Origin of the sequence: Peteryoungia ipomoeae (genome assembly GCF_004912165.1) — a bacterium.
GTDB lineage: Bacteria > Pseudomonadota > Alphaproteobacteria > Rhizobiales > Rhizobiaceae > Allorhizobium > Allorhizobium ipomoeae.
In genome coordinates, this window is record NZ_STGV01000002.1 from 71,565 (window position 1) to 95,678 (window position 24,114).

At 59.4% G+C, this 24,114-nt stretch carries 26 protein-coding genes; 4 read left to right on the plus strand and 22 right to left on the minus strand.

The genetic code is table 11. The features are described 5' to 3' along the window. Nucleotides 1-143: 143 nt before the first annotated feature. The 22 genes from FAA97_RS06800 to flgF all read right to left on the minus strand — a co-directional run bounded on the left by FAA97_RS06800 (nt 144) and on the right by flgF (nt 20,162). Nucleotides 144-686, minus strand: a complete 543-nt coding sequence (locus FAA97_RS06800; RefSeq protein WP_136598301.1) for a transglycosylase SLT domain-containing protein — start codon at nt 684-686, stop codon at nt 144-146. Continuing rightward, nucleotides 649-2,067: a flagellar hook-length control protein FliK gene (gene fliK / locus FAA97_RS06805; RefSeq protein ID WP_136597793.1), complete on the minus strand. Its 1,419-nt coding sequence runs from the start codon at nt 2,065-2,067 to the stop codon at nt 649-651. Before fliK ends, FAA97_RS06800 begins: the two co-directional genes overlap by 38 nt. Continuing rightward, nucleotides 2,064-3,437 (minus strand): chemotaxis protein MotC, encoded by a 1,374-nt coding sequence (gene motC / locus FAA97_RS06810; RefSeq protein ID WP_136597794.1) that lies wholly within the window; start codon nt 3,435-3,437, stop codon nt 2,064-2,066. Before motC ends, fliK begins: the two co-directional genes overlap by 4 nt. A 3-nt stretch (nt 3,438-3,440) precedes the next feature. Continuing rightward, nucleotides 3,441-4,751 carry a MotB family protein gene (locus FAA97_RS06815; RefSeq protein WP_136597795.1) on the minus strand — a complete coding sequence of 437 codons (1,311 nt, stop codon included), beginning with the start codon at nt 4,749-4,751 and terminating at the stop codon, nt 3,441-3,443. After that, nucleotides 4,748-5,395 (minus strand): GTPase, encoded by a 648-nt coding sequence (locus FAA97_RS06820; RefSeq protein ID WP_136597796.1) that lies wholly within the window; start codon nt 5,393-5,395, stop codon nt 4,748-4,750. Before FAA97_RS06820 ends, FAA97_RS06815 begins: the two co-directional genes overlap by 4 nt. Before the next feature lie 256 nt (nt 5,396-5,651). Beyond that, nucleotides 5,652-6,638 carry a flagellin N-terminal helical domain-containing protein gene (locus tag FAA97_RS06825; protein ID WP_136597797.1) on the minus strand — a complete coding sequence of 329 codons (987 nt, stop codon included), beginning with the start codon at nt 6,636-6,638 and terminating at the stop codon, nt 5,652-5,654. Between the two features lie 302 nt (nt 6,639-6,940). Next, the gene (locus FAA97_RS06830) at nt 6,941-8,131 is read right to left on the minus strand and encodes a flagellin N-terminal helical domain-containing protein (protein WP_136597798.1); all 1,191 of its coding nucleotides are present in this window, start codon (nt 8,129-8,131) and stop codon (nt 6,941-6,943) included. A 239-nt stretch (nt 8,132-8,370) separates the two neighbouring features. Continuing rightward, entirely contained in the window at nt 8,371-9,561 is a 1,191-nt protein-coding gene (locus FAA97_RS21370) for a flagellin N-terminal helical domain-containing protein (RefSeq protein WP_136597799.1), read from the minus strand. A gap of 290 nt (nt 9,562-9,851) precedes the next feature. Further along, the gene (locus FAA97_RS06840) at nt 9,852-11,042 is read right to left on the minus strand and encodes a flagellin N-terminal helical domain-containing protein (protein WP_136597800.1); all 1,191 of its coding nucleotides are present in this window, start codon (nt 11,040-11,042) and stop codon (nt 9,852-9,854) included. A 239-nt stretch (nt 11,043-11,281) separates the two neighbouring features. Further along, a complete protein-coding gene (gene fliP, locus FAA97_RS06845; RefSeq protein WP_136597801.1) occupies nt 11,282-12,019 on the minus strand; it encodes a flagellar type III secretion system pore protein FliP in 738 nt (245 codons plus the stop codon). Beyond that, complete coding sequence (locus FAA97_RS06850) at nt 12,016-12,543, minus strand: flagellar basal body-associated FliL family protein (protein ID WP_136597802.1); 528 nt, start codon at nt 12,541-12,543, stop codon at nt 12,016-12,018. The genes fliP and FAA97_RS06850 overlap by 4 nt, the downstream gene beginning before the upstream one ends. A 23-nt stretch (nt 12,544-12,566) precedes the next feature. Beyond that, entirely contained in the window at nt 12,567-13,286 is a 720-nt protein-coding gene (flgH, locus tag FAA97_RS06855) for a flagellar basal body L-ring protein FlgH (RefSeq protein WP_136597803.1), read from the minus strand. Then, on the minus strand, nt 13,283-13,819 hold the full coding sequence (locus tag FAA97_RS06860; protein WP_136597804.1) for a MotE family protein: 537 nt from the start codon (nt 13,817-13,819) through the stop codon (nt 13,283-13,285). Before FAA97_RS06860 ends, flgH begins: the two co-directional genes overlap by 4 nt. Next, nucleotides 13,816-14,937: a flagellar basal body P-ring protein FlgI gene (locus tag FAA97_RS06865; protein ID WP_136597805.1), complete on the minus strand. Its 1,122-nt coding sequence runs from the start codon at nt 14,935-14,937 to the stop codon at nt 13,816-13,818. Before FAA97_RS06865 ends, FAA97_RS06860 begins: the two co-directional genes overlap by 4 nt. Continuing rightward, nucleotides 14,934-15,410, minus strand: a complete 477-nt coding sequence (gene flgA, locus FAA97_RS06870) for a flagellar basal body P-ring formation chaperone FlgA (protein WP_136597806.1) — start codon at nt 15,408-15,410, stop codon at nt 14,934-14,936. The genes FAA97_RS06865 and flgA overlap by 4 nt, the downstream gene beginning before the upstream one ends. A gap of 18 nt (nt 15,411-15,428) precedes the next feature. After that, on the minus strand, nt 15,429-16,217 hold the full coding sequence (gene flgG / locus FAA97_RS06875; protein WP_136597807.1) for a flagellar basal-body rod protein FlgG: 789 nt from the start codon (nt 16,215-16,217) through the stop codon (nt 15,429-15,431). A 15-nt stretch (nt 16,218-16,232) separates the two neighbouring features. Next, nucleotides 16,233-16,571 (minus strand): flagellar hook-basal body complex protein FliE, encoded by a 339-nt coding sequence (fliE, locus tag FAA97_RS06880; RefSeq protein WP_136597808.1) that lies wholly within the window; start codon nt 16,569-16,571, stop codon nt 16,233-16,235. Then, entirely contained in the window at nt 16,568-16,990 is a 423-nt protein-coding gene (flgC, locus tag FAA97_RS06885) for a flagellar basal body rod protein FlgC (RefSeq protein WP_136597809.1), read from the minus strand. The genes fliE and flgC overlap by 4 nt, the downstream gene beginning before the upstream one ends. Then, on the minus strand, nt 16,990-17,385 hold the full coding sequence (flgB, locus tag FAA97_RS06890; RefSeq protein ID WP_136597810.1) for a flagellar basal body rod protein FlgB: 396 nt from the start codon (nt 17,383-17,385) through the stop codon (nt 16,990-16,992). Before flgB ends, flgC begins: the two co-directional genes overlap by 1 nt. A 71-nt stretch (nt 17,386-17,456) precedes the next feature. Next, nucleotides 17,457-18,020, minus strand: coding sequence for a flagellar protein (locus tag FAA97_RS06895; protein WP_136597811.1), 564 nt, complete (start codon nt 18,018-18,020; stop codon nt 17,457-17,459). Nucleotides 18,021-18,022: 2 nt separating this feature from the next. Continuing rightward, nucleotides 18,023-19,414 (minus strand): flagellar protein export ATPase FliI, encoded by a 1,392-nt coding sequence (fliI, locus tag FAA97_RS06900; protein WP_136597812.1) that lies wholly within the window; start codon nt 19,412-19,414, stop codon nt 18,023-18,025. A gap of 13 nt (nt 19,415-19,427) precedes the next feature. After that, nucleotides 19,428-20,162 (minus strand): flagellar basal-body rod protein FlgF, encoded by a 735-nt coding sequence (flgF, locus tag FAA97_RS06905; RefSeq protein ID WP_136597813.1) that lies wholly within the window; start codon nt 20,160-20,162, stop codon nt 19,428-19,430. Between the two features lie 225 nt (nt 20,163-20,387). Here flgF and motA point away from each other — a divergent pair, with 225 nt between their 5' ends. Genes motA through fliG form a run of 4 tightly spaced genes read left to right on the plus strand, consistent with a single transcriptional unit; the run spans nt 20,388 to nt 23,981 of the window. Continuing rightward, entirely contained in the window at nt 20,388-21,266 is an 879-nt protein-coding gene (motA, locus tag FAA97_RS06910; protein ID WP_136597814.1) for a flagellar motor stator protein MotA, read from the plus strand. Next, nucleotides 21,263-22,219: a FliM/FliN family flagellar motor switch protein gene (locus FAA97_RS06915; protein WP_136597815.1), complete on the plus strand. Its 957-nt coding sequence runs from the start codon at nt 21,263-21,265 to the stop codon at nt 22,217-22,219. The genes motA and FAA97_RS06915 overlap by 4 nt, the downstream gene beginning before the upstream one ends. Before the next feature lie 60 nt (nt 22,220-22,279). Continuing rightward, on the plus strand, nt 22,280-22,915 hold the full coding sequence (gene fliN / locus FAA97_RS06920) for a flagellar motor switch protein FliN (protein WP_136597816.1): 636 nt from the start codon (nt 22,280-22,282) through the stop codon (nt 22,913-22,915). Between the two features lie 28 nt (nt 22,916-22,943). Next, nucleotides 22,944-23,981: a flagellar motor switch protein FliG gene (fliG, locus tag FAA97_RS06925; RefSeq protein ID WP_136597817.1), complete on the plus strand. Its 1,038-nt coding sequence runs from the start codon at nt 22,944-22,946 to the stop codon at nt 23,979-23,981. Nucleotides 23,982-24,114: the final 133 nt, after the last annotated feature.

Genomic DNA, 24,114 nt, shown 5'->3' on the forward strand with positions numbered 1-24,114 from the left:
TAGGTACAGCGGCAAGTCAGCACAAGAAATTTAGTTAAAAGTTAACGCAAGTTTCACGCAAGCTACTGAATGTGGCACTAAATCACAGTCTTGCCGCAATTCGCAAATCGCCATAATTGTGATCGTCAAGCAACTTACGATTGCTATTCACCGCAAAATTCCCGCGCCTGCCCTGTCCAGTTTCCGTAGCCTGTGGCGACCAGATTGGCGATCACGCGGCACACATAGCGCTTCTGCGCCGGATCGTTGTTGGGACCGGCGTGGTAGCGCGCCACCGCCATGGTCCAGGTTTCGTGTCTGCGATGAAGATTGCTCAGAAAGTGGGCGGCATATTCGACATTGCGGCCGGGGTCGAACATGGCCTCGACAGACGTAAAGTGCTCCCCATGGAAGTGCTGGTTGATCTGCATGCAGCCGACATCGATCAGTTTCTTGCCGGACGAGCGCGCCGCATCGAAGCCGGCAAGCGCCTCATCCAGTGTCTTGAAGTAGTAGGCCTTGCCTTCGACGTTCATTGCATAGGGCTGTAAAGACCCCTTGCGCCCCGTCTCTGTCAGGCCCACCGAATAGAGAATTCCCGCCGGAATGCCATAGCGCTGCGCGGCCTCAACGATCGCGCCTTCACAAGATCCCGTGCTCGCTGCGGCTTCAGAGGTAAAGCTGGTCAGGGCGAGCGCGAGCAGCATCGGAAGAGGGAACCGAAAGCTCTTGCGCACCGCGATCATCGATTTGTCCCATCTGGCTGAATGGCGCGCTGCGGCGCTCCTGGTTTCCGCTCTGGCTGCCCGATTGCTGCGCCTGCTGGCCCAGCTGCTGGCCCGATGCCCCGTCCTGTCCACTGCCAGCGCTCTTGTCGCCTGGTGCGATCTGGAGAGTGACCTGAACCTGATCCACGGCAAGCCCCTGGGCTTTCAGGGCGTTGATCATGTCGGACTGATCGGCCTGCAACTGACGAAGCGCTGCCTGATTGTCGACGGTCAATTGGACGCTCAGTTCTTCGCCCACAAGCTTGAGCGTGGCCGTGACATTGCCCAATTCGATGGGTGTCATCTGGATCTTCAAGGTATGGACCACACGCCCCTGGCTGGATTGCGTTGCCGCATTTGCCAGCTCCGAGCCCGGCTGCATGGCGCTCAGCCACTCGCTGTCACCCAGCATCGCCGCGGTAATGTTGGCGCCATTGGAGGTGGAAGCCGGTGCGATGATACGGCGACTGTCCACGACCGTAACGGTTTCGACCTGAACGCCCTCATCTGCTGCAGCTGCCGCTTTCTCCGCCGCCTGCAGCACCAGTGGCTCCCCCTTGCCATCCACCCGGACGAAACGGAAAGTCTTGTCATCTGACGAACCGCGATCGCTGGCCTGCTGGTTTCCACCATCAGCATCAGCGGAAACCTGACCCGTCAGATGGCCAGCCTCCAACAGTCTGTCGGATACCGTGTCTCCCATCGCCTGCCGGTTGCCCGCGCCATCACCTTGAGGTGCAGCCGAAGCGCCATCACCGATGGAAGCGACGAGCAATTGCAAGGCATCATCCGCCCCGCTGCCCTTCCCGGTTGGAACGGCATCAAGCTCGTGATCGGGATCGACAATCTCCCCGGCAGCCGGATCGACCAGCACGTCAACGGCCTGCTCGAGGGCAGCGCTCAGCTCGCCTTTGGCCCGGACGCCTCTGGGATCATCCGACTTGCCATTGGCCTTGCCAGTTTTCTCATCGTTCAATCCGGCCTGACTGGCATGCGCATCCTTGGAACCTAGGTGCTTGCCCATAACGTCCCGCACCAGGGCCGAAGAGATATCGATGATCGGCTTTGTTGCCTTTTCGCCAGCGCCTGTCTGGGATTGCTTTGCGTCCACCCCCGTTTCGCCGCCTTCAAGCACGGTATCATCCATGCCCTGCTTGTCCGACGGTTCACCATTCTGGCCGCCTTGCTGCCCGGTGCTGGACATGACCTTGGAGAAGCCCCCCTCCCCTTGCGTCTCGCCGCGACCGGCGGTGCCAGCGCGTCCGATACCCGTATCGGTCGCGGGGCCGCGAGGCGTCGATAGTGCATCCATCATCGTCATGGGTCTTCCTCCTTGAGGAGATCATCAATCGCGTTCAGCTTCGACCGGCCTGTTTCCAAAAAGGTCTCAAGCTGAGGATCCATTTTGGACTCCGTTGCTTGCTCGGGCGTTGCGTCGGCAGCAGCGGTAGGCTCAGCAGCCTCGCCTTCGGCTGCCACTGGAGCTGCATCGGCCGATGGCGGCTCCGATGCCGCCGGCGGGACTGCCGCATCTGGCACGGGCGCAAAGGGATCTTGCAGCTCCGGGTCCGCAGTGGCCATTTCTGCATCGGCAGGCGTTGCGGACGCCGGAACAACCGGCCCAATAACCTCCGGCGCAGCCGGCTCCGGTTTGCGCAGAACTTCCTTCGCCACCAGTTCTGCAGCCTGGCGCAAAGCTTTGTCTCTTGGAGAAAGGGCGTCCGTCGGAATGGTGTTCAGAACCGCCATGGCATCACTGACCCCTTCGGTGGGGACCTTGACGAGCGTACCGTAAAGCTTGGCCATGGCATCATCCGCCGCGGCCTCTCCCGAAAGACGCTTTGCCTGTTCAGATGCCATGAGCGCAAGTTCACCATGGCCCAGAATTGCCGCACGGCGCGCCATTCTCAGATAGACCTCTCGACGCCGGTCCTTGTCCATGTAGAGAAGGGTCGCATCGACATCTGCCGGATCGATCGCCTTTGGATTGGCAACGACCAGCTCGACAAACAGATCGGCAAACTGGCTTGCATAGGGAGAATAGAGAAAGCGGCGCGCGTAGCTATTGGCATAGCGGCTGGCCTCATCGAGAAGGCCTGCTTCGACAGAAATTGCAAGCGAACGGCGAAGCGCCGCCTCTTCAACGATGGTCCCGGGCGCCGTCAACCGCGCCCAGTCATAATGCTTCAAGGCTGCGGCCGGATCGAGGGAAATCGTGACATTGCCCGCGACCAACGCAAGATAGGGACCAATCTCGGTTTCCTTGTATTCGGCCAGGATCTCGCCCATCGTCTTGGCAACCAGTGTGCCTTTGCCGCTCAGATATTTGCGCAGCGCGTCGGCAACGCGTGTATCGAAATGCCCGTTGATATCACGGGCAATCAGATATTCGAGCGTCTGGGGATTACCGCCACTCATGGCGTAAATGAGGGCCGCATCGATGTTGCGCGGGTCCGAAAAGACCTCGGGATCAACCTCACGCAGACGCTTGTCGATCGTGCTCAACATGAAACGCTGCATGTCGGCGGCAGAGTGATCGCCACGCACCACGCTGTCCTGCACGAATTGCAGCGATCTCAGCATCCGGTACGGCTCGATGCTTTCCGTGCCCTGGCCGCGCGCCGGCAGGCTGCCCATCAGGGCAACCGTACAGCCAGCCAGCAGCGAGAGAGAAAAGCGTGTGAGCTTCATGGATCAGCCCTGCTCCGCCTGGATCAGGATCTCGATACGCCGGTTTGCATCTGCCAGCGGATCCTCCGGAACCTGCAATCGACGGTCTGCAAAGCCAGAGACCTGCTCGACACGCCCTTCCGACAGACCACCACGCACCAGCATATAGTAGGCCGAATGCGCGCGGGCCATCGACAAGCGCCAGTTATCGTTTTCGGTACCGCGGAACTGACGACCATCGGTATGACCGCGGATCACGATCTGGCCAGGCTTGTCCTTCAGCAGGGCGCCGATCTTTTCCATGGCAACGACGAGATCGCGCCGCGGTACCGCCGATCCGACGTTGAACATCGGGTCCTCGCTCTGATCGCTGATGGTCACAAGAATACCGCCTTCGGCAGGCGTCACGATCAGGCCTTCGGGCAGTTTGCCGGCGCCGCCGCCGATTGCGGCAACAATCGTTTCCTTCAGCGCCTCGGCTTCAGCCTGCTTTGCTTCGAGCTGCTGCTCGGTGGACTTGTCTTTGTCTTCTGCCATTGTTGTCTTCGCAGTATCAACCGCATCAGACTTGGCATCGTTGGTGTCGACAGCCACAGATTCCTGTGCCTGGTCCATCACCTGAGCGTCCATGACAGGCTTCTGACCGGGCACGACAAGCGCCACTTGCGGCTCGCCATCCGGCGGCGTGGTCTCGTCGGTTACGACTGTCTGCTGCTCGGAAGGGTTTGGCGCTTCGGTTGCTTCCCCTGTCGGGCCAGTCGCCGTCTGCACCTTCTGTGTCCAGAAATCCGGATCGAAGGGATCACGGTATGCCTCACCGCCCTGGGCACCCGTTGAAGGGCCGGAATCGGCTGCACCGCCCTCGCCTTTTGCGCTGACATTGGCCTGCTGGCCGACTTCCTGCGCAATTTCTGCCAGAACGGAATAGGGATTCTCGAAGAAGTCTGCTTCTGAATAGTTGGCGTTTTCACCTGATGAGGCGGTCATATCCTCACCGGTTGCAGCAGCCGACCCTACCTTGTCCTGCTGCTCATCAACTTGCGAGCGCTCTTTCTTTTCCTCGCCCTCGGCCTGATCGACGGGCTTCTTCAGCCCCTTTTCGGTCGGCTTTTCGTCGGCAAGCTTGATCGGGTTGAAGTAGCTCGCGACCGATGCCTTGGTTTCTTCGTTCGACGCATTGACCAGCCACATCACAAGAAAGAAGGCCATCATTGCTGTCATGAAGTCGGCGAAGGCGATCTTCCATGCGCCGCCATGGGCGCCGTCGTGGTCGCCCTTGTGCCGCTTGACGATGATGATTTCGTTTTTGCCGTGGTGGTGGTTTTCGTCGCTCATTCCATGACCTTCTTCAGGCTGGCCGCAAAGGCCGAGATCCGCGTAACCAACGCGGCATCGCCGAACTCGACCGAGAGATCGAGATCCTCGGCTTCCGTGTGGCGCAGAAGCGCTGCATGCTCAGGCATGGCTGCCGACAAATCTTCAAACAGACCGCGCGGCCCCTTGACCGTGATTGTGCCGACCTCGCCACTGGCGACAGCAGCCTCGATCTGCTTGGCCAAAGCGTCCACGGCCCGCGCAGCAACCGCTTCGCTGAACAGCGGAACGAGCGCGCGCGCCACCTGTTCGCTGACGGCAATCGACATTTGAGCAATCAGGTTCGGGAGCTGCTCGCCCAGTGCTTTGGCAAACTCGGTTCGCAGACGACCGTCGCGCTCCGCGAGCATCTGGGCGTGACCGATCTCCAGCGCCTGACGATCGACCTCGAAGCTTGCGGTTGCCTCCGCGACACCGGCCTCGTGGCCCTCTGCAAACGCCTCCCGCTTCACCGCTTCGATATCCACCGGATCAGGTTCCGGCAGCGCGGGAAACGCCAGATCGAGACCATCATCTTCGGCAAAATCAAACGCAGGCGCCACCGGCGCAGGCGGCGACGGCGGGGCTGAGAAATCCTTGAGGTATCGCGTCAGTGGCATGGTCATTGGCAATCGCCTCCATCGGCGAGGTGCGAGGGACCAGGATTCTGGCCCAACACAGCGGGTAGATCGGTCATCGTGGCGTCCCGAAAAGCGTCGGTCATTGTCGTTGTTCGATCTTACTTTCGGGTAAGCGGCATCAGCGTGGAGCTGTGCCATTTTCAGTCAGGACGCTAGGGGACCAAACTTGCGCGAGGGTGTAGGCGCAAACGAGACGTAATCGGTGAAGGTGGCGGGGCAAAAGCCCCGACCGGGACCGCCATCAGTTCTGGAAGAGTGTCAGGAGCTTTTCAGCGCTGGTATTGGCAATCGACAGCGACTGGATACCGAGCTGTTGCTGGGTCTGCAGGGCTTTCAGACGTGTCGATTCCTCGTTCATGTTCGCGTCGACAAGACGTCCGACGCCCTTGGAAATCACGTCCATGAGATTGGAGACGAAGTTGTCCTGCATCTCGATGCGGCTAGTAATGGCGCCCAGGGTGGCTGCAGAATCCGTCAGCTGCTGGATGATATTGTCGACAACCGCGATCATGTCGTCGAGCTGTTCCTTGGTGGTGCTGGTGTCGATGGCAATTTCATTGACGGTATCAGGAGGAACGGCCACGGGGGCGTCGCCCATATCCAGCAGGAAATAGTCTCGCCGCGTCACGGGAAGTGGCTGATTTTCGACAAGCGGGTACGCGTCGATTGCCTTCGTCAGAAATCCCCGGCTCGAATCCTGGATGTCGATCAGAATGGAATCCGCCGTGTCGAAATCCAGCGTCGTCACCTGAACGCTGCCATCGGCGCCGCGAACGAAGGAGGACACAACCTGCTTGACGCCCAGCGGATTGACACCCGAATTGTAGAGCCAGTTTTCCCCGGAGAAGGAAGCGGACTGCGCGGACGAAACGAGCTGGTTCTTCAGCTGCTTCATCTCCTCGTTGATCTTGTTCTTGTCGACGCCCGGCTCGCTGGCGGCAACAAGCTTCGCCTTGATCGAGGACATGACCTCCACGACATTGTCGAGAGCCGTGTAAGCGGTATCAACGGTCGCAGCGCCCAAACCCAGCGCGTCCGAAACGGTGGAAAGCGCCGCATTGTCCGAGCGCATGGTTGTCGCGATCGACCAGTAACCAGCATTGTCCGACGCCGTTTCGACCCGGTAGCCCGAAGAGACCCGTCGCTGGGTCATCTCAAGATTGGTATCAATCTGACGAAGGGTCTGAAGCGCTGCCATGGCGGCGGCGTTGGTCATAATACTGGTCATGCAGAATGCCCTTGAAAATTGGTATGCGCATCCGGCACCACGAGCCGGTCGCGACGAGCGGGCATCATGCTGACCGCCCAATGGCGGCCTCGTCGCACAGTTAACAAATCATTAACTGTGCTTATTAAACAAGGGCGAAGGAAGATAGCAAGCGCCGAACCCACCCAAAATGGCGGATTGAAACGGCGTCAAAAGCCTCACGCAAGGCTCAAAAAGAAATCCGCGCCCCAGAGGGGCGCGGATCTTGCCGAAGGCGCTGACGCGGTCAGGGCGGGACGAAGTCATCCCTAGCCGGATGCCGCTTACTGACGGAAGAGCGTCAGGATGCTTTCGGAAGCGGTGTTGGCGATGGAGAGCGACTGGATGGCGAGCTGCTGCTGGGTCTGCAGGGCCTTCAGGCGAGTCGATTCCTCGTTCATGTCGGCATCGACCAGACGGCCGATACCGCTGTCGATCGAGTCCGTCAGGGAGGCGACGAAGTCTTCCTGCATGCCGATTCGCATGGCAATCGAGCCGAGGGCGGCAGCGGCGCTGGTCATGGCTTCGAGGGCGACATCGGTGGCCTGGACCATGACGTCGAGTTGCTCGTTGGTCAGAGTGGTAATATCAACCAGGTCGAGGGAGGCCGGGGCGACGACGACCGTTGGTGCTGGGATCGGGGTCAGATCAACCGCCCAATTCCCGGCTGGAGCAGTCGTCACGGCCGCAATCTCCTGGCCGGGCACCGTCGCCTGATCGACGGCGAGCACCCAGGTCCCGTTCACCTTGACGTAATCTGCCGCAGGCACTGTCGTGTTGGCATAATTGCCTTCAAAAGTTGCGCCGTCGGCGATCAGGTCATCGATCGAGTAGGCCATGACCGTGTATTTGCTGGTAACACCGTTGACGTTGACGTCAAGCGTTACGGAAGCCGGTGTCACGTTATAGATGCGGTCGAGAATACCGAGGTCGCCGCTTTCATCGAAGAGTACGGAATTGCCGTCCAATTCGTAGTCGATCTTCTTGACCGAGACTGCGCCGGTTTCGGTGCGGATGAAGGAGGCGACGACGTTCTTTGTCACCGAACCGGCATTTGCCGTCAGATCCGCCTGCATCCAGTTTTCACCGGAGAAGGACGCAGAGGATGCGATGCTGCGCAGCTGTTCCTGAAGCTGGGCGATCTCTTCCTGGATCTTCTGCCGGTCGACGCCTTCTTCCACGGCGGCGACCATCTTTGCCTTGATTTCCTTGACGACTTCGACAGCCGTTTCCATGGCGGCATAGCCGGTATCGACTTTTGCGGCGCCGAGGCCGAGTGCGTCCTGAACGGCGGAGAGCGCCATGTTGTCAGAGCGCATGGTGGTCGCGATGGACCAGTATGCAGCGTTATCCGAAGCGCCGCCGACACGGAGGCCGGAGGAAACGCGGGCTTGGGTATCCTGCATCTTCGAATCGATGGAGCGGAGGGTCTGAAGTGCAGCCATGGCTGCGTTGTTGGTCAAAATGCTGGTCATGATCGTGTCCCTTGAATGGCTAGTTTTCGGGTGGGACATCCCGGTCGGTCCGGGCACGATGATGTTGGCCTAATGCCTTTAACCAGTTCTTCGTCTTGGTTAATTCATCGTTACATGAGGCCATGTAACGCGGTCATGGTTAATGACGGGTTAATTCCGCAGTGTAAAAGTTTACGAATTGAAAACAGCAGAAGCCGCCCCGGGTGGGGCGGCTTCCAGATGACGATAAGATCGAGATCTTAACGGAAGAGCGACAGGATGACTTCCGAAGAAGAGTTGGCGATCGAGAGCGACTGGATAGCCAGCTGCTGCTGGGTCTGCAGGGCCTTGAGGCGGGTCGACTCTTCGTTCATGTCGGCATCAACGAGGCGGCCAACACCCGAGTCAATGGAGTCCGTCAGCTTGGCGACGAACTCTTCCTGCATCTCGATGCGCATGCCCATCGAACCAAGATCGGCAGCAGCGCTGGTCATATCTGTCAGGGCTTCGTCAACGCCCGAGATCAGGGCGTCGAGCTGTGCCGGCGTCAGACCCGTGATGTTGATGTTCGCGATGGAGGAAGGCGCAGCAACTGCAGCCGGCGGCGCGTTTGCCGTGTCTACGCCGTAGTAGACGCCAGCTTCGTCGTGGACAGCTTCCTGGCCAGTACCGGTAACGTCAACGGCCTGGACCCAGTTGTTGTCATCAACCTTGACGTAGAAGACACCGCCTGCATCAGCCAGCTGTGTCGTGGTGGCGCCAACAGTGTTGGTGGTGAACGTTGCGTTGAGTGCGATCAGCTCATCAACCGTGAAGGCTTCGACGGTCACTTCTTCCGATACACCATCGGTGTTGACCGACAGAGTGACGCTCTTTGCCGAGACGTCGTAGGTCTTGTCGAGAATACCCAGATCGCCACCCGAGGTGTCGAACAAAACGTTGTTGGTGTTCAGCGGGTAATCGACCTTCTTAACCGAGACGCTGCCGTCGTCGGCACGGACGAAGGAGGCGACAACCGATTTGGTGACGGCACCCGAAGCATCAGCCTGCAGCCAGTTTTCGCCGGAGAACGATGCGGCAGAAGCGATCGAGGTGAGCTGATCCTTCAGCTGGTCGATTTCTTCCTGGATCTTGGTCTTGTCAACGCCGTCTTCGGTGGCGGCAACGAGCTTCGCCTTGATTTCCTTCACCACTTCGATGGCGGAGTCCATACCGGCATAGGCAGTGTCAACCTTGGCAGCGCCGAGGCCGAGCGCGTCCTGGACAGACGACAGTGCCATGTTGTCCGAACGCATGGTGGTGGCGATCGACCAGTAAGCAGCGTTGTCGGAAGCGGAGCCGACGCGCATGCCGGAGGAAACGCGCGCCTGGGTCTCTTCCATACCCGAAGAAATCGAACGCAGAGTGGAGAGGGCAGCCATAGCTGCGACGTTGGTCAGAATGCTAGTCATAGAAATTTGCCCCTTGATGGCAGGAATAGAAGGGACATTCCGGCATCTACCGGGAAACGGCGGTCAGCATCATGCTTGTTAACCAATTAATAATCATGGTTAACTCGTCGTCTTCATGACTAAGCTTTAACCTTGACTTGGTTAACGAAGATATAAGCCCGAAATAAACTTTGAAATATTTCTACGGCACTTCAAAAATCAAACTTCGCGCGCTTAATACGTAAGATTTAAAAAAAAATGAAGCCGCAGCTGAAATCAGCTGCGGCTTCGTATTTTCTAAGATCCGTCGATTAACGGAAGAGCGACAGGACGTTCTGCGAGTCGGAGTTTGCGATCGAGAGCGCCTGGATCGCCAGCTGCTGCTGGGTCTGCAGGGCCTTGAGGCGGGTCGACTCTTCGTTCATGTCGGCATCAACCAGACGGCCGACGCCCTTCTCGATCGACTGCGACAGCTTCTTGACGAATTCGCCCTGCATGTCGATACGTGCAGAGACAGAACCCAGAGAAGCAGCAGCGCTGGTCATCTCGGTCAGAGCTTCGTCAACGCCCGAGATCATGGCGTTTAGCTGCGTTGCGTTCATACCGGTGATGTCGACATCAGCGATCGAAGACGGAGCAGCAACGGCAGCCGGCGGCGCGTTTGCCGTGTCTACGCCGTAGTAGACGCCAGCTTCGTCGTGGACAGCTTCCTGGCCAGTACCGGTAACGTCAACGGCCTGAACCCAGTTGGTATCGTCAACCTTGACGTAGAAGACACCGCCGACGTCAGCAAGCTGAGTGGTCGTGGAGCCAACAGTGTTTGTGGTAAAGGTTGCGTTCTGTGCGATCAGCTCGTCAACCGTGAAGGCTTCGACGGTCACTTCTTCCGATACACCATCGGTGTTGACCGACAGAGTGACGCTCTTTGCCGAAACGTCGTAGGTCTTGTCGAGAATACCCAGATCGCCACCCGAGGTGTCGAACAGAACATTGTTGGTGTTCAGTGCGTAGTCGACCTTCTTGACCGAAACGCTGCCGTCGTCGGCACGGACGAAGGAGGCAACAACCGACTTGGTGACGGCACCCGAAGCATCAGCCTGCAGCCAGTTTTCGCCGGAGAACGATGCGGCAGAAGCGATCGAGGTGAGCTGATCCTTCAGCTGGTTCAGTTCCTGCTGGATCTTGGTCTTGTCAACGCCGTCTTCGGTGGCGGCAACGAGCTTCGCCTTGATTTCCTTGACGACTTCGATCGCCGAGTTCATGCCGGAGTAAGCCGTGTCAACCTTGGCAGCGCCGAGGCCGAGCGCGTCCTGGACAGACGACAGTGCCATATTGTCCGAACGCATAGTGGTGGCGATCGACCAGTAAGCAGCGTTGTCGGAAGCAGAGCCGACGCGCATGCCCGACGAAATGCGGGACTGGGTGGATTCCAGGTTCGAGGAGATCGAGCGCAGAGTGGTCAGCGCAGCCATTGCGCTGTTGTTGGTCAGAATGCTGGCCATAGGTGTTTGTCCCTTTGAACGAAATACTTGGTGGGGACATACCGGACTAGGAAATACCGGTTATCGACGGTTCGGCGTCATGCCATTTGGTCTATCTTTTTTTGAGAACCAGACCCGTCGTGCGAGATCGAAACTCGCAGCCAATCCTTGCCAAGCTCTTAACTTGGCAGGTACCGGACGGGATTCAAAAACCCATGGTAAACAAGGGGATAATGGTTAATGTTGTTTAAGTCTAATTCTTAAACAAACGACCTGACAAGGCTGCCGACCAGCAGATTCCAGCCGTCGATCAGGACGAAAAACAGGATCTTGAAGGGAAGCGAAATCGAGGTTGGCGGGAGCATCATCATACCCATGGCCATAGTGATCGTGGCGACGACCATGTCGATGACGAGGAAGGGCAGGATGATCAGGAAGCCGATTTCGAAACCGCGGCGGATCTCAGACAGCATGAAGGCTGGAACGAGAACGCGGTAGTCGATCTTGCCGTCGACGACGGTGGTCTGGCCGCGCTCATTGGCGAGGTCTACGAAGAGTCTCAGATCCTTGTCGCGCGTATTGGCGGTCATAAAGGTGCGGAAGGGTTCGGCAATGCGTGCCACCGCTTCGGCCTCCTGGATTTCGCTGTTCAGCAAAGGTTGCACGCCGTTCTGCCAGGACTGGTCCATGGTCGGCGCCATGACATAGAAGGTCATGAACAGGGCCATGCTGGTGAGGATCATGTTGGACGGCGTGGTCGCAAGCCCCATACCGGAGCGCAGGATGGCAAAGGCGATCAGGAAACGCGGGAAGCTCGTCACCATGATCAGGATGCCCGGCGCCACCGAAAGCACCGTCAGCAGTCCAAATGTCCTGATGATCCAGGCCGCCACCGATCCATCGACCGGGGTGTTGAAAATGTCGGTCGGGAACTGCTGTGCCAAAGCCAGTTCCGGCGCCATCATCATGACGGCGACGAGGGTGAGGATGCGAATCATTCGATCACAAACGTTCTGAACATCACTTTCGATACGCGCCCTTCGGAACGAAGGTCAACACGCTCTTCTATGTCATCCTTGAGATATTGAAAGCCGCGCGGTCCTTCGATCTGCTGAAGGGAAACCGTGCGCAGATAGGCCATGATATCCTGGTGCACATCCTCGGCCACCTTCACGTCGGGTGGCCCGTTGAACAGGATCGCCACTTCGAGGCGGACCCAGTTCTCGGAGGGATATGCAAGGTTGGTTGTGATCGGCTCCAGCGCGACCACGCCATTGGCCTCGGTCGAAATGGTCGGGAGGCCCTCCTCGGCCTTCTTGCCGTCCTTGCCCTCGGCACCGGCTGCGGCCTCTTCTGCAGCCTTTGCAACGTCAGCCGCCTGTTGCACGCGTGGCGACAGCATGCCGCCGATCACCCAGCCGCCACCGCCGCCGACAAGGGTCAAGACAACCAGCGGAATGACCAGCCCCATGAGACCGGACTTCTTCTTGCCGCCATCTTCCTGATTTTCATCCAAGCTCATACTGCCCTGCCCTTCGCCTGCGATCAGAACGGAGAGTAGATGTCGACGACCTGCTGGCCGATCGGCGGCTGCTGAACTTCCATCAGGCGACCACGGCCACCATAGGAGATGCGCGCCTCGGCAATGCGATCATACGAAATCTCGTTTTCGGCATCGACATCCTGCGGACGAACGATACCGGCGACGTTGAGAATGCGAAGCTCGTGGTTGACACGCACTTCCTGCGATCCGCTGATCAGGAGGTTGCCGTTTTCCAGAACGCCCGTGACCACGGCTGCGACCAGCAGGTTCAGCCGCTCGGAGCGTTCGGTCGAGCCCTTGCCGGACGAACTGGTCGATGAATCGGTGGACATGTCGCCCGCCGTCCCCGTGTCGGTGGAAAAACCGAGGAAGTTCGTCACATTCGCACCCCAGCCAAGGCTGGTCGAATTCGTGCGGCTGCGGTCGGTGTCGTTGTTGAACGAAGCGCGGTCGTTGATCTCGATATTGACCGTCAGGATGTCGCCGACATTCAGCGCGCGCGCATCCTTGAACAGGGCAGAGCGGTTATCGCTCCAGAGCGAATAACCGCTGGCGGTCGGCGCGACCTGCTTGGGATACATGGCCATCTGCGGTGTCTGGCTGTAGCGCAGACCCGAACCGATCGGGCTCATGGACGGCGCATTGCCGATTTCCTTGACGGTCTGGCTCTGACATCCGGCCAGCAAGAGGGCGGCGACAAGAGCCGGGATACGCTTCGTCATGATGGGTCCTTCGATGTATTTCGGTCGGATGCACTCGACATGATCGAGGCGACCTTGGCCGCAACCTCGGGATTCATCTCGGTCAGGATGAGGCTCGATTGGCGCGGCGGAAGTTTCATGATGATGGCGGCTGCCAGAATGACATCCGTCTGCTCCAGTTGCGGAGCGGCGGCATCCGGGGCCATCTTCTTGTAGATCTCGAGAAGCTGGCCTTCCGCCTGCTTCATGAATTCGTTGCGGCGGGTGAGCCAGTCTTCGTACTCCTCGCGACGCTTCTCAAGCACCGCTATACGCCCGTCGATATCGGCCTGCAGCTTGTCGAGCTCCTGCTTCTGCAACAGGTAGCGCTGGTCACGCGCGGCATCGGCGATACCGGTGCAGAACTGGCGAATTTCGGCCTCTGTAGCGCTATCGAGCGCAGACTGCTGGCCGACGGCGGTTCCTGCGAAAGCAGGCAAGGTGGCAATCAGAGCAACGATGCCAAGGTTGCGAAGCGCCGTGGTCGACTGGAAGATGCCTGAACGCTTGATCATTGCAGCACGAGCTCCGCTTGCAGGGCACCGGCCGACTTGATGCCCTGGAGGATGGCGATGATGCCGTCCGGCTTGACGCCGATGGAATTCAAGCCGCTGACCAGGGTGCGCAGATCCGGACCGTCGACGATGGCGATCTGGTCACCTTCTTTCTGCACATAGATATCGGTCTGCGGCTGGATGGCCGTTTCGCCTCTCGAGAAGGGTTCAGGCTGGATCACCTGAGGCGTTTCCGTAACCTGTACCGTGAGCGTGCCATAGCTGATGGCAACGCGCGAGACGCGCACATCTGCGCCGATGACAACTGTCCCCGTGCGTTCATTGACGACGACGCGGGCCGGGGAATCTGTTGTGACCACCAGGTTCTCGATATCGGCCATGAGCCGTGCCAGATCAGCCGTGCGCGGTTTGGCAACCACGATTTCCTGGCTGTCCCGCGCTTCGGCGATCGGGCCGCCATAGGTGGCCGCGGCATAGGCGTTGATCGTATCGGCAATACGCAGCGAGGTGGTGAAGTCTGGATTGCGCAATTGCAGTACCAGGTTGACGGCATCCTTGAAGCGGGAAGGAAGTTCGCGCTCGACGATTGCGCCATTCGGCACGCGCCCCGCCGTCGTGATGCCTTCCTGCACGCTTGCCGCATCGCCCTGGGCATTGAAGCCGGAGACTACAACCGAGCCCTGGGCCACGGCGTAGATCTGGCCGTCTGCGCCCGTGAGCGACGTCATGACAAGTGTGCCACCCCGCAAGGAGGTGGAATCGCCAAGCGAGCTGACGGTCACGTCGATGCGGCTGCCGGGGCTTGAGAATGGCGGCAGGTTGGCCGTGACCATGACGGCGGCAACGTTCTTGGCATTGGATTGCCCGCCCTGCGTCGAGATGCCGAGGTTCTGCAACATTGCCCGCATCGACTGGTCCGTGAATGGCGAGGATCTCAGACTGTCGCCAGTGCCCTGCAGGCCCACCACCAGACCGTAGCCGATCAACTGGTTGTCACGGCCAGACTGCAGGGAGGCGATGTCCTTGATCCGAGAGTTCGCAGCGAAGGCCGGCTGAAGGGGTGCAAGTGCAAGAGCAAGGCCACAGACGGCGATACGGAGAGCGCTGAAGATCTTCATTTCGCCATTACCTGTACAGTACCGTCGGCCATAACCGTGCCGGAAACGATGGAACCGGAATCCGTGTTGCGGACCTTGATCAGGTCGCCGACCATGGCGTCCGTCAAAGGCGTGCCAGCGGCGCTGATGACCATGTTGCCGATGGCGAAGGTAAGCCGAACATTTGCACCTCGCTTGATGGCATAGGCTTCGCGCAAGCCGTTGACCGGGATCGTGCGGCCGGGAAGCAGCGTGCGTTTGGCCACGCGACCAACCACCTCTTCGGCGATGCGCGCATAGCCGCCGGCAATATTCGGATTGGTGACCGTCACGACATCGATCTGGTTCGCCGCAATGGTTTCGCCCGGATAGATCACCTGTTTGGGCACCACAGCGGTCTCCGTCGACTGGGCAGCGAAGACACAGCTTGCCCAGGCGGCAACGGCGATGATCGCCAGACGCGAGCTGGAACGCGATGACGGGCGAAACCTCATGTTTGCCTCCTGTCGGACTTACTTCAGGTTCTTGCTGACGATCTGAGCCATCTCGTCGGCGGTGGTGATGACCTTGGAGTTCATCTCATAGGCGCGCTGCGCGGAAATCATGTCGGTGATTTCCTTCACGGCGTCGACGTTGGATGCTTCCAGATAGGACTGCTTGATGTAGCCAAAGCCCGGATCTTCAGGGGCGGCGATGGTGGCCGTGCCCGAGGCAGCGGTTTCGGCAAACAGGTTGTCGCCCAGAGGCTTGAGGCCGGCTTCATTGACGAAGTTCGCAATGGTCAGCTGGCCAAGCTCGGTAAATTCATTGTCGTTGCCGATCCGCGCCGAGACCTGGCCCGTGCGGCTGACGACAACTTCGGTCGCATCCTGCGGGATCGTGATGTTTGGCGTTACCAGATAACCGTCGATGGTGACCAGCTGCCCCTCGGCGTTCATGTTGAACGCGCCCGAACGGCTGTAGAAGGTCTGGCCATCGGGGGTCTCGATCTGGAACCAGCCACGACCGATCAGCGAAAGATCGAGTTCGTTGCCGGTCTGCACGAGCTGACCCTGCGTATGAATGTTGCGCACGGCAGCGGTTTGAACGCCAAGACCGATATTGGCACCTTCCGGTACGATTGCCTGGTTGGCCCGGTTTGGCACGCCCTGGGCCCGTTCAGTCTGATAGAGAAGATCGGTAAATTCCGCACGCGCCCGCTTGTAGCCGGTGGTGTTGATGTTGGCGATGTTGTTCGCGATGACCTCAAGATTGGTCTGCTGGGCATCCATACCCGTCGCGGCGATGGCAAGCGCTCTCATTGTCCGATACCCCTACTAGATCTGCATTTTCGTGATTTCGAGATAGGCATTGACGATCTTGTCGCGGAACGCGATCGCCGTCTGGAGCGACTGTTCTGCCTGCATGACCGCATCGACCACCTCGCGGGTGTTGGCCTTGCCCGTCAGCCCGTCGAAGGAGACTTCCTCGCCGCGCTTCAGGTTGTTGGCTGCCTGCATGGCGACATTTCCGAGCGCGGACATGAAGGTCTCGCCGTTCAGGGCGGTTGCGCCGGTCCCCTCCAGCGTTGCTGCGGGTGCCTCGAAAAGGCTCGAAAACGATTCGGTTGCCTTTGTGCCGCTTACGGCGCTGGCTTTGGAGATGCTCTCAATCATTGCGAGGCCTTCAGCAGGGAAATTGTCTGGGAAACCATGTCGCGGGTCTGCTTGATCATCTGCAGGTTCGCTTCATAGCTGCGGTTTGCTTCACGCATGTCGCCCATCTCGATCAGGACATTGACATTGGGCATCTTGACGATGCCGCGCTCATCGGCGGCCGGATTGCCGGGATCGTACTCCTCGACGAACTCGGATCTGTCGAAGCCGAGCTTCTCGACCTTGACCCTTTCGGCACCGCTCAGACGATCCAGCTCGCTCCCGAAGGTGATCGTCTTGCGACGGTAGGGATCGGCCCCCGGCGTGTCGCCGGTCGTACGGGCATTGGCAATGTTTTCCGAAACGATGCGCATGCGTGTCGATTGCGCTTCGAGGCCGCTTCCGGCGATTTTCGAGGCTGCACTTAAAGGATCAGTCATCAGCGTTTCACCGTCATCAGCATCATGCGATGGAAAGAGGACATCAGCGAGGTATTCAACTCGTGCTGACGTTTGATTTCACCTGTCTTGGTAAGCTCTTCGGCAATGGCGACGGAGTTGCCAGATTCCTGAACACCGATCTCGTCGTTCAGTTCGGATTCTTCGATGCCGATGCTGCGATCGCTCAGATCATTGGCTGCCATATGGCCCGGATGCGTCACCGCCATGGGTCTCACCATGGACGTCTTGTCGAGGACCGCGCTGAAAGGCGTTACATCCTTGGCCAGAAACTTTGGCGTGTTGGCGTTTGCGATGTTGGTCGCAACGACCTGCTGGCGGGCCGAGAGCCATTCGGCCTGTCGCGACGCCAGCTCGAACAACTGGATGGGGTTCATGGCGATACTCCGTCAAATACAATTCGGAGCCTAGGCCTGCAATCTTGCGTGGGACTTGCCCACGCAAGCTTTTACTGATTTTCGTAGATTTCGCCCGCTGAGGTCACGATGGCCCACTTGCCGTCGCGACGCTCGATCGTCGCCACCCGGCTTTCGTCCGGCAGTATGGAGCCGACGCGCACGAGGAACATGCCCGTGGAGGATTCGATCAGCGCTCGGCCATTGGCGACGTGCAGCAGGCGGAAGCCCTGCTGGCCCGGAAAGGGTTGAGAGATCTGCCTGCTGGGCGCATCGGGGCGTTCACGACCGAGCGTTGGCACTGTCGCCGTAATGATCTCGTCAACCGGTGGCGGGACCTGAGCTTCTCCCGCATCATCCTTGTCCACCAGGGCAAGAGGCGAAACGCTGAAGACCTCGCGGCCCGGCCCCTCCGGCAAATCGCGTGTCCGTGTCCAGTCTGCCGGACGCACGCCGAACTTTTCTGCGTTGAGAAAGACGTACCAGGGGAACATCGCGGCTGCCACGGCCATGGCAATGCCGGTCATCGTCAACAGTCGATCGATCCTTGAGCCCGTCGACACTGCTTTTGCGGCCTTGAGCGGCGCGACGCTTTCGTCGGCATCGAAATCAGTCATGGTCATCCCCTTTGTCTCATGCCCGTTCCACCGGCTGCCGCCTTCAGGGCGCCAGCTAGATCGGCATAGGCATCAGCCGCGGGCTTTTCGCCCGGCGTCTGCTTCAAAATTTCGTAGATGACCGGCACCTGCTTGATCGCCATGTCGAGATCGGGATCGCTGCCATTGCGGTAGCCACCGATCAGGCGCAGGTCGCGTGTCTCCTCAAAGCGGTGGATCAGGGCTTTCAGGCGCGAGACAAGCTTTTCCTGCTCCGGCGTCCAGGCCTTGCGTGCCAGGCGCGAAATCGAGGTCAAGGGATTGATCGGCGGGTAGCGCCCCTCGTCCGCGAGCGAACGGTCAAGGACTATGTGTCCGTCCAGAATGCCACGGGTCGAATCCGCGATGGGGTCGTTGTGATTGTCGCCGTCGACAAGGATCGAAATGATCGCCGTAATCGTGCCGGCTCCCTCGGCGCCTGGCCCTGCCCGCTCCAGAAGGCGCGGCAGCTCCGTGAAAACGGAGGCCGGATAGCCGCGGGCAATCGGCGGCTCACCGGCCGCCGTTGCAACCTCACGTATGGCATGGGCGAAACGCGTCACGCTGTCGACGATGAAAAGGACGTTTTCACCACGATCGCGGAAATGTTCGGCAATAGTCATGGCGGTGAGCGGCGCCATCTTGCGCAGCATCGGGCTTTCATCGCTGGTTGCGACAACCGCAATCGACTTCGCCATGTTGTCGCCGAGGGTATCCTCGATGAATTCACGCACTTCGCGGCCGCGTTCGCCGACAAGGGCAATCACCACCTTGTCGAAGGCATCGGCGCGGGCCAGCATGGACAAGAGTGTCGACTTGCCGACACCCGAGCCGGCAAAGATGCCGAGGCGCTGCCCGAGGCACAGCGGCGAGAAGATGTCGATGGCACGCACGCCGGTCGTAAACCCGGTCTCCACCCGACTGCGCGTCATCGAGGGTGGTGCCGTGGTGGAGATCGGCCTGCGTTCGGTTCCCGGTGCAAGTGGGGGGCCGTGATCGATGGGATCACCGAGCGCATTGATCGTTCGGCCGCACCAGCTTGCATCGGGCGCCACGCGAAAGGCACCCTTGCGGATCACCACATCATGAATGCCGATCGGCTCACCGGGCTCGATCGGGCAGACATAGCAGACGTCCGGCTCGACCCTGACAACCTCGCCCAGATGAATGCCGGTCGGCGAGCGATGCGCGACGAATTCGCCCAGGCGCACATGCCGTGACAAGCCTGCAACCGTATAGTGACCCGCGGCAATGGTGCGGACATGGCCGCCCTCAGTTACCGCCTGTTCAGGCCGCGCGTAGCGTTCCGCGAGCCCGGCAAGCTGCATCAGCTTGGGCGATAGCGGAAACTCCTGAGCAGTGGGGTCGCTTGTCATGCCAGGTCAGACCTTAATTGCCGCCACCGAGGACCTTGATCGCCTCGCTGAGTGAATTCTCGCTTTCACGGATCATGGCGCTGACGCTCTCGAAGGCACGGTTCACCTGGATGAGCTGCGTCATCTGACTGATGCCGTTGACATTCGAATTTTCCACATAGCCCTGCATCACCGAAATCTCGGGGTTGTCCACGACAGGCTGAGGATTATCGACGGTGGTTACGCCACTGTTTTCATAACGGACAAAGCCGTTGCGCACATCGGCTGAGAAAAGCCCGAGCGTTGCGACCTGGACGCCGTCTTGGCGAAGGGTGCCGTCTGCGCCGACCTCCGGTGGTCCGCCTGCACGGTTCAACTGAATCGGAGCGCCACCTGCGTCGAGCACGGGATACCCCCGGATCGTCACCAGAGCCCCCTGATCCGTCATGGTGAAACGACCGTCACGGGTGAGCACCTGCCCGACGGGTGTATCGATGGCAAACCACGCATCGCCCTTGACCGCAAAATCGAGCGGGTTGCCCGTCTGCGCCAGCTCACCATTGCGGGTCGACAGATAGTCATTGCCCTGATTGACGAAGGCGATCTTTGCATTCAACTCGTTGCCGGTCCGGCTGAGTACCTCATCGAACTTCACCTCCGTGCCGCGGAAGCCGACGGTGTTCACGTTGGCCATGTTGTCGGCGATCGTCGTCAGACGACGTTCGAGTGCCATTTGCGATGACAGGGCCACATAAATTCCGGATTGCACTGAATTTGCCTCCGCGCAGGATGTATATGAGTAATTCATTATCCAAGGCGGGATATCCTGCCCGGTATCACATCGTTCTTGCGGTAAAAGGCTTGCGCGAACCTGTCGCAAACGTTCTCCTCGGCGGATGACCGGCCGGGATTAGCGCGAGCGCCAATCGAACAGCCTCACGCAAGGCTTGGGCCGTATCGCTCAGGTTGAAGAGTAACGTTCAGGTGCGGGCAAATGAATATCATCATCGGATTTGTGATCACATTGGGCTGCGTGCTCGGCGGTTATATGGCGATGGGCGGGCATCTCGACGTGCTCTTTCAGCCATTCGAACTCGTGATCATCGGCGGCGCCGGCATTGGCGGTTTCATTATGGCCAACCCGATGAAGGTCGTGAAGGACACCGGCAAGGCGCTTGGCGAGGCTTTCAAGTACAAAGTGCCGAAGGAGCGCGATTACCTCGACGTTCTCGGCGTTCTCTACTCTCTCATGCGTGACCTGCGCACCAAGTCGCGTAACGAGATCGAAGCCCATATCGACAATCCGGAAGAGTCCTCGATCTTCACCGCCGCACCGAACCTGTTGAAGAACAAGGAACTGACGTCTTTCATCTGCGACTATGTTCGCCTGATCATCATCGGCAATGCCCGCAGCCATGAGATCGAAGCGCTGATGGATGAGGAAATCGACACCATTCTCTACGACAAGATGAAGCCGTATCACGCGATGACCTCGATGGGCGACAGCTTCCCGGCTATCGGTATCGTCGCGGCCGTTCTCGGCGTTATCAAGGCCATGGGCAAGATCAACGAGACGCCGGAAGTACTCGGCGGCCTCATTGGCGCGGCGCTGGTCGGCACCATGCTCGGCATCTTCCTGTCCTACTGCCTCTGCAACCCGCTGATCGCACAGATCAAGGGCGTCCGCGGCAAGCAGCATCGTCTCTACATCATCGTGAAGCAAACGCTGCTCGCCTACATGAACGGCTCCGTTCCGCAGGTCGCCCTCGAGTATGGCCGCAAGACCATTTCCTCGCATGAGCGTCCGTCCATCGACGCCGTCGAGCAGGAAATGATGAACCCAGGCGGCGGCGGCGAAAGCAAGGCGGCATGACCATGACAGAGACCACAACCACAACCGCTCCTCTGACCATGGACACGGCGCTGCTTGCGCGTCTGACCGGTGGGCTTGGCGATTCCAAATCGCTGCAGAAGCTTTGCGCTGATTTCGGCCAGCTTTACTGCGAGTTTCTGCCCGATGTCTTTCAGAGCGAAACAGGTCTGACGCTGCAGGTTCACTATCACGGCTTCGAAAGCGGCCTGATGACCGATCTGATCGCCGAACTGGGGGAAAACGTCGCCCTGAGCGATGGCCAGTTGCGCAACTGGTCGCCGAATTTTGTCTTGGCCTGCGGCAATGGCTTTGTCATCACCTTGATGGAAAATCTGCTTGGTGCACTGCCGGAAACGATCGAAGAGCCGATCGAACGCCCACTGTCCCAGATCGAGCTCGATCTTTCCCAGATGGTCTTTGAAAAGATCGCCAATGTGCTTCGCAGCGGCATCAACGTCGCAGGCAGCTTCGAGCCTCTGCTGGAGAAGGCGCACAACGCCGAAGACCGCCCGAAGCCTGAGGAAGATCACGTCGACGAGTTTGCCGTTTCGATCCGCATGGAAGTGTCTCTTGGACAGGTCACCTCCGAATTCTTCCTCGTCATTCCGCAAAAGGCATTGCTGAAGACAGTCGTGACCCTGCCGAAGTCGGCCGGCCAGGGGGGCCGCGGTCGCAAGGAATGGCAGGAGCAGATCGCCGAGCAGGTGCGACGCTCACAGGTGACGCTTGAGGCGCGCATCCGGCTCGAAACACTCACGCTCAATACAATCTCACGGTTGGTCGCCGGTGACGTCATTGCCTTCCAGGATAAGGGCGACGTGATGGTCGATGTGAGTGCCAATGGCAAGGACCTCTACCGCTGCGAGTTTGGCCGTGCCGGCGACCGCTACACAGTCAGGGTCAAGGACAATGTCAGCACCGAAGACGACATCCTTCAGCATTTCATGACGTAAGGTTTCGCCTGGCTTCGTCCACGGCAGTTTGACGCAAGTTTCAACGGGAATAATCACTCCATGGCTACCAAGAAGACACCACAGATGGACGATGATGCGCTGGCGATGCCGGGCGCAAGCGACAGCGATTTCGATCAGGCGGTCGACGATCTTCGGGGCGTTCTGAAGGCTGACTCAGACGGCGGCCTTGCCGATTTCGGCGCAGGCATCGGCGGTCTGGACGACAGTGCCATCGATCCGCTCGCAGCCTTCGAATCGGATTTCGGCGGCGGGGCTGCAGCACCCGCTGATGATTTTGGCGGTGGCGCTTTCGGCGGCAGCGACTTTGGCGGCGGCGATTTCGGCGGCGACGCCCTTGGCGGAAGCGACTTCGGCGGCGGGCTGGACGGAGGCTCCGACTTCTCCGGCGCAGCAGCCCAGCAGATGGCAGGCAGCGGCCTCACGGCCAATCTCGACCTGATCATGGATATCCCGATCGATGTGCAGATTGTGCTCGGATCGAGCCGCATGCAGGTTTCGGGACTGATGAGCCTTGAGGAAGGCGCCATCATCGCTCTCGACAAGCGCATCGGCGAGCCGGTCGAGATCATGGTCAATGGCCGGCGCATTGCGCGCGGCGAAATTACCGTGCTTGAAAATGACGATACCCGCTTTGGCGTCAAACTGATTGAAGTGATGGCGACCAAGACATCCTGATCCATTATGGATCGGAGAGGAAAAGACCATGATGGACTTTGAAGATTTCGGTAGCCCAATCGCTGGCAAGCCCCTTTCCCAGGCAGACAAGGCAGCCGCTGTGCTGCTGGCCATGGGCAAGGGTGTTGCCGGCAAGCTGCTCAAATACTTTACCCAGGCCGAATTGCAGATGATCATTGCATCGGCCCAGACGCTGCGGACCATCCCGCCGGATGAGTTGACCGAGCTGGTCAACGAGTTCGAAGATCTCTTTACCGAAGGCGCCGGTCTGATGGACAATGCGCGCGCCATCGAAGCCATTCTCGAGGAAGGCCTGACGCCCGAAGAAGTTGACGGGCTTCTCGGCCGTCGTACCGCGTTCCAGGCCTATGAAGCCTCGATCTGGGACCGGCTGCAGGATGCCGATCCCGATTTCATCGCCAAGTTCCTCACGCGCGAACACGCGCAGACGGTTGCCTATATTCTGTCGATGCTCCCCTCGTCCTTCGGTGCCAAGGTGCTCCTGAAGCTTCCCGAGAGCCGCCGGGCCGACATCATGAACCGCACGGTCAACCTGAAGAATGTCAGCCCGAAAGCCGCCCAGATCATCGAGAACCGCGTGCACGACCTGATTGCGCAGATCGATGCCGAGCGCAATTCGACCGGTTCGGCCAAGGTTGCCGAGCTGATGAACGAGCTGGAAAAGCCGCAGGTCGACACGCTCTTGGAATCGCTCGAATCGATCAGCAAGGAATCGGTCAACAAGGTGCGTCCGAAGATCTTCCTGTTCGAAGACCTTCTCGCCATGCCGCAGCGCAGCCGCGTTACCCTGCTCAACGACATTTCCGGCGATATTCTCACCATGGCGCTGCGCGGTGCCAATCCGGAGATCAAGGAAACCGTGCTGTCGTCGATCAGCCCACGCTCGCGCCGCATGATCGAATCGGATCTGCAGTCGGGCACGGCCGGTATCAACCCGCGCGAAATCGCCATCGCCCGGCGCGCCGTCGCCCAGGAAGCGATTCGCCTTGCCAATGCCGGGCAGATTCAGCTCAAGGATACAGAAGGTGAAAACCAGGCGGCATGACCGGCTGCTTCTGTTGAAAACCAGTGCCATCTGGCGCCTGCCGATTGAACCACAATCGGCAGGCGTTTACGTTTGATCACTGTCGACGCGAACATGCCACAGTCAATTCGGAGCGAGCGCAGGCCGCCTGGCG

Bases quoted from the DNA above. Each gene is read 5' to 3' on its own strand.
- FAA97_RS06860 (WP_136597804.1), bottom strand. From the start codon at position 13,819: ATGATCAAGCGTTCAGGCATCTTCCAGTCGACCACGGCGCTTCGCAAC.
- FAA97_RS06800 (WP_136598301.1), bottom strand. From the start codon at position 686: ATGCTGCTCGCGCTCGCCCTGACCAGCTTTACCTCTGAAGCCGCAGCG.
- fliP (WP_136597801.1), bottom strand. From the start codon at position 12,019: ATGATTCGCATCCTCACCCTCGTCGCCGTCATGATGATGGCGCCGGAA.
- FAA97_RS06895 (WP_136597811.1), bottom strand. From the start codon at position 18,020: ATGACTGATTTCGATGCCGACGAAAGCGTCGCGCCGCTCAAGGCCGCA.
- fliN (WP_136597816.1), top strand. From the start codon at position 22,280: ATGGCTACCAAGAAGACACCACAGATGGACGATGATGCGCTGGCGATG.
- fliI (WP_136597812.1), bottom strand. From the start codon at position 19,414: ATGACAAGCGACCCCACTGCTCAGGAGTTTCCGCTATCGCCCAAGCTG.
- flgG (WP_136597807.1), bottom strand. From the start codon at position 16,217: ATGAGAGCGCTTGCCATCGCCGCGACGGGTATGGATGCCCAGCAGACC.
- FAA97_RS06915 (WP_136597815.1), top strand. From the start codon at position 21,263: ATGACCATGACAGAGACCACAACCACAACCGCTCCTCTGACCATGGAC.
- FAA97_RS06820 (WP_136597796.1), bottom strand. From the start codon at position 5,395: ATGACCATGCCACTGACGCGATACCTCAAGGATTTCTCAGCCCCGCCG.
- FAA97_RS06840 (WP_136597800.1), bottom strand. From the start codon at position 11,042: ATGGCCAGCATTCTGACCAACAACAGCGCAATGGCTGCGCTGACCACT.
- FAA97_RS06825 (WP_136597797.1), bottom strand. From the start codon at position 6,638: ATGACCAGTATTATGACCAACGCCGCCGCCATGGCAGCGCTTCAGACC.
- flgH (WP_136597803.1), bottom strand. From the start codon at position 13,286: ATGACGAAGCGTATCCCGGCTCTTGTCGCCGCCCTCTTGCTGGCCGGA.
- FAA97_RS06850 (WP_136597802.1), bottom strand. From the start codon at position 12,543: ATGAGCTTGGATGAAAATCAGGAAGATGGCGGCAAGAAGAAGTCCGGT.
- motC (WP_136597794.1), bottom strand. From the start codon at position 3,437: ATGAAGCTCACACGCTTTTCTCTCTCGCTGCTGGCTGGCTGTACGGTT.
- flgC (WP_136597809.1), bottom strand. From the start codon at position 16,990: ATGACTGATCCTTTAAGTGCAGCCTCGAAAATCGCCGGAAGCGGCCTC.
- FAA97_RS21370 (WP_136597799.1), bottom strand. From the start codon at position 9,561: ATGACTAGCATTCTGACCAACGTCGCAGCTATGGCTGCCCTCTCCACT.
- flgB (WP_136597810.1), bottom strand. From the start codon at position 17,385: ATGAACCCCATCCAGTTGTTCGAGCTGGCGTCGCGACAGGCCGAATGG.
- FAA97_RS06865 (WP_136597805.1), bottom strand. From the start codon at position 14,937: ATGAAGATCTTCAGCGCTCTCCGTATCGCCGTCTGTGGCCTTGCTCTT.
- fliG (WP_136597817.1), top strand. From the start codon at position 22,944: ATGATGGACTTTGAAGATTTCGGTAGCCCAATCGCTGGCAAGCCCCTT.
- fliE (WP_136597808.1), bottom strand. From the start codon at position 16,571: ATGATTGAGAGCATCTCCAAAGCCAGCGCCGTAAGCGGCACAAAGGCA.
- flgA (WP_136597806.1), bottom strand. From the start codon at position 15,410: ATGAGGTTTCGCCCGTCATCGCGTTCCAGCTCGCGTCTGGCGATCATC.
- motA (WP_136597814.1), top strand. From the start codon at position 20,388: ATGAATATCATCATCGGATTTGTGATCACATTGGGCTGCGTGCTCGGC.
- FAA97_RS06830 (WP_136597798.1), bottom strand. From the start codon at position 8,131: ATGACCAGCATTTTGACCAACAACGCAGCCATGGCTGCACTTCAGACC.
- FAA97_RS06815 (WP_136597795.1), bottom strand. From the start codon at position 4,751: ATGAGCGACGAAAACCACCACCACGGCAAAAACGAAATCATCATCGTC.
- fliK (WP_136597793.1), bottom strand. From the start codon at position 2,067: ATGACGATGATGGATGCACTATCGACGCCTCGCGGCCCCGCGACCGAT.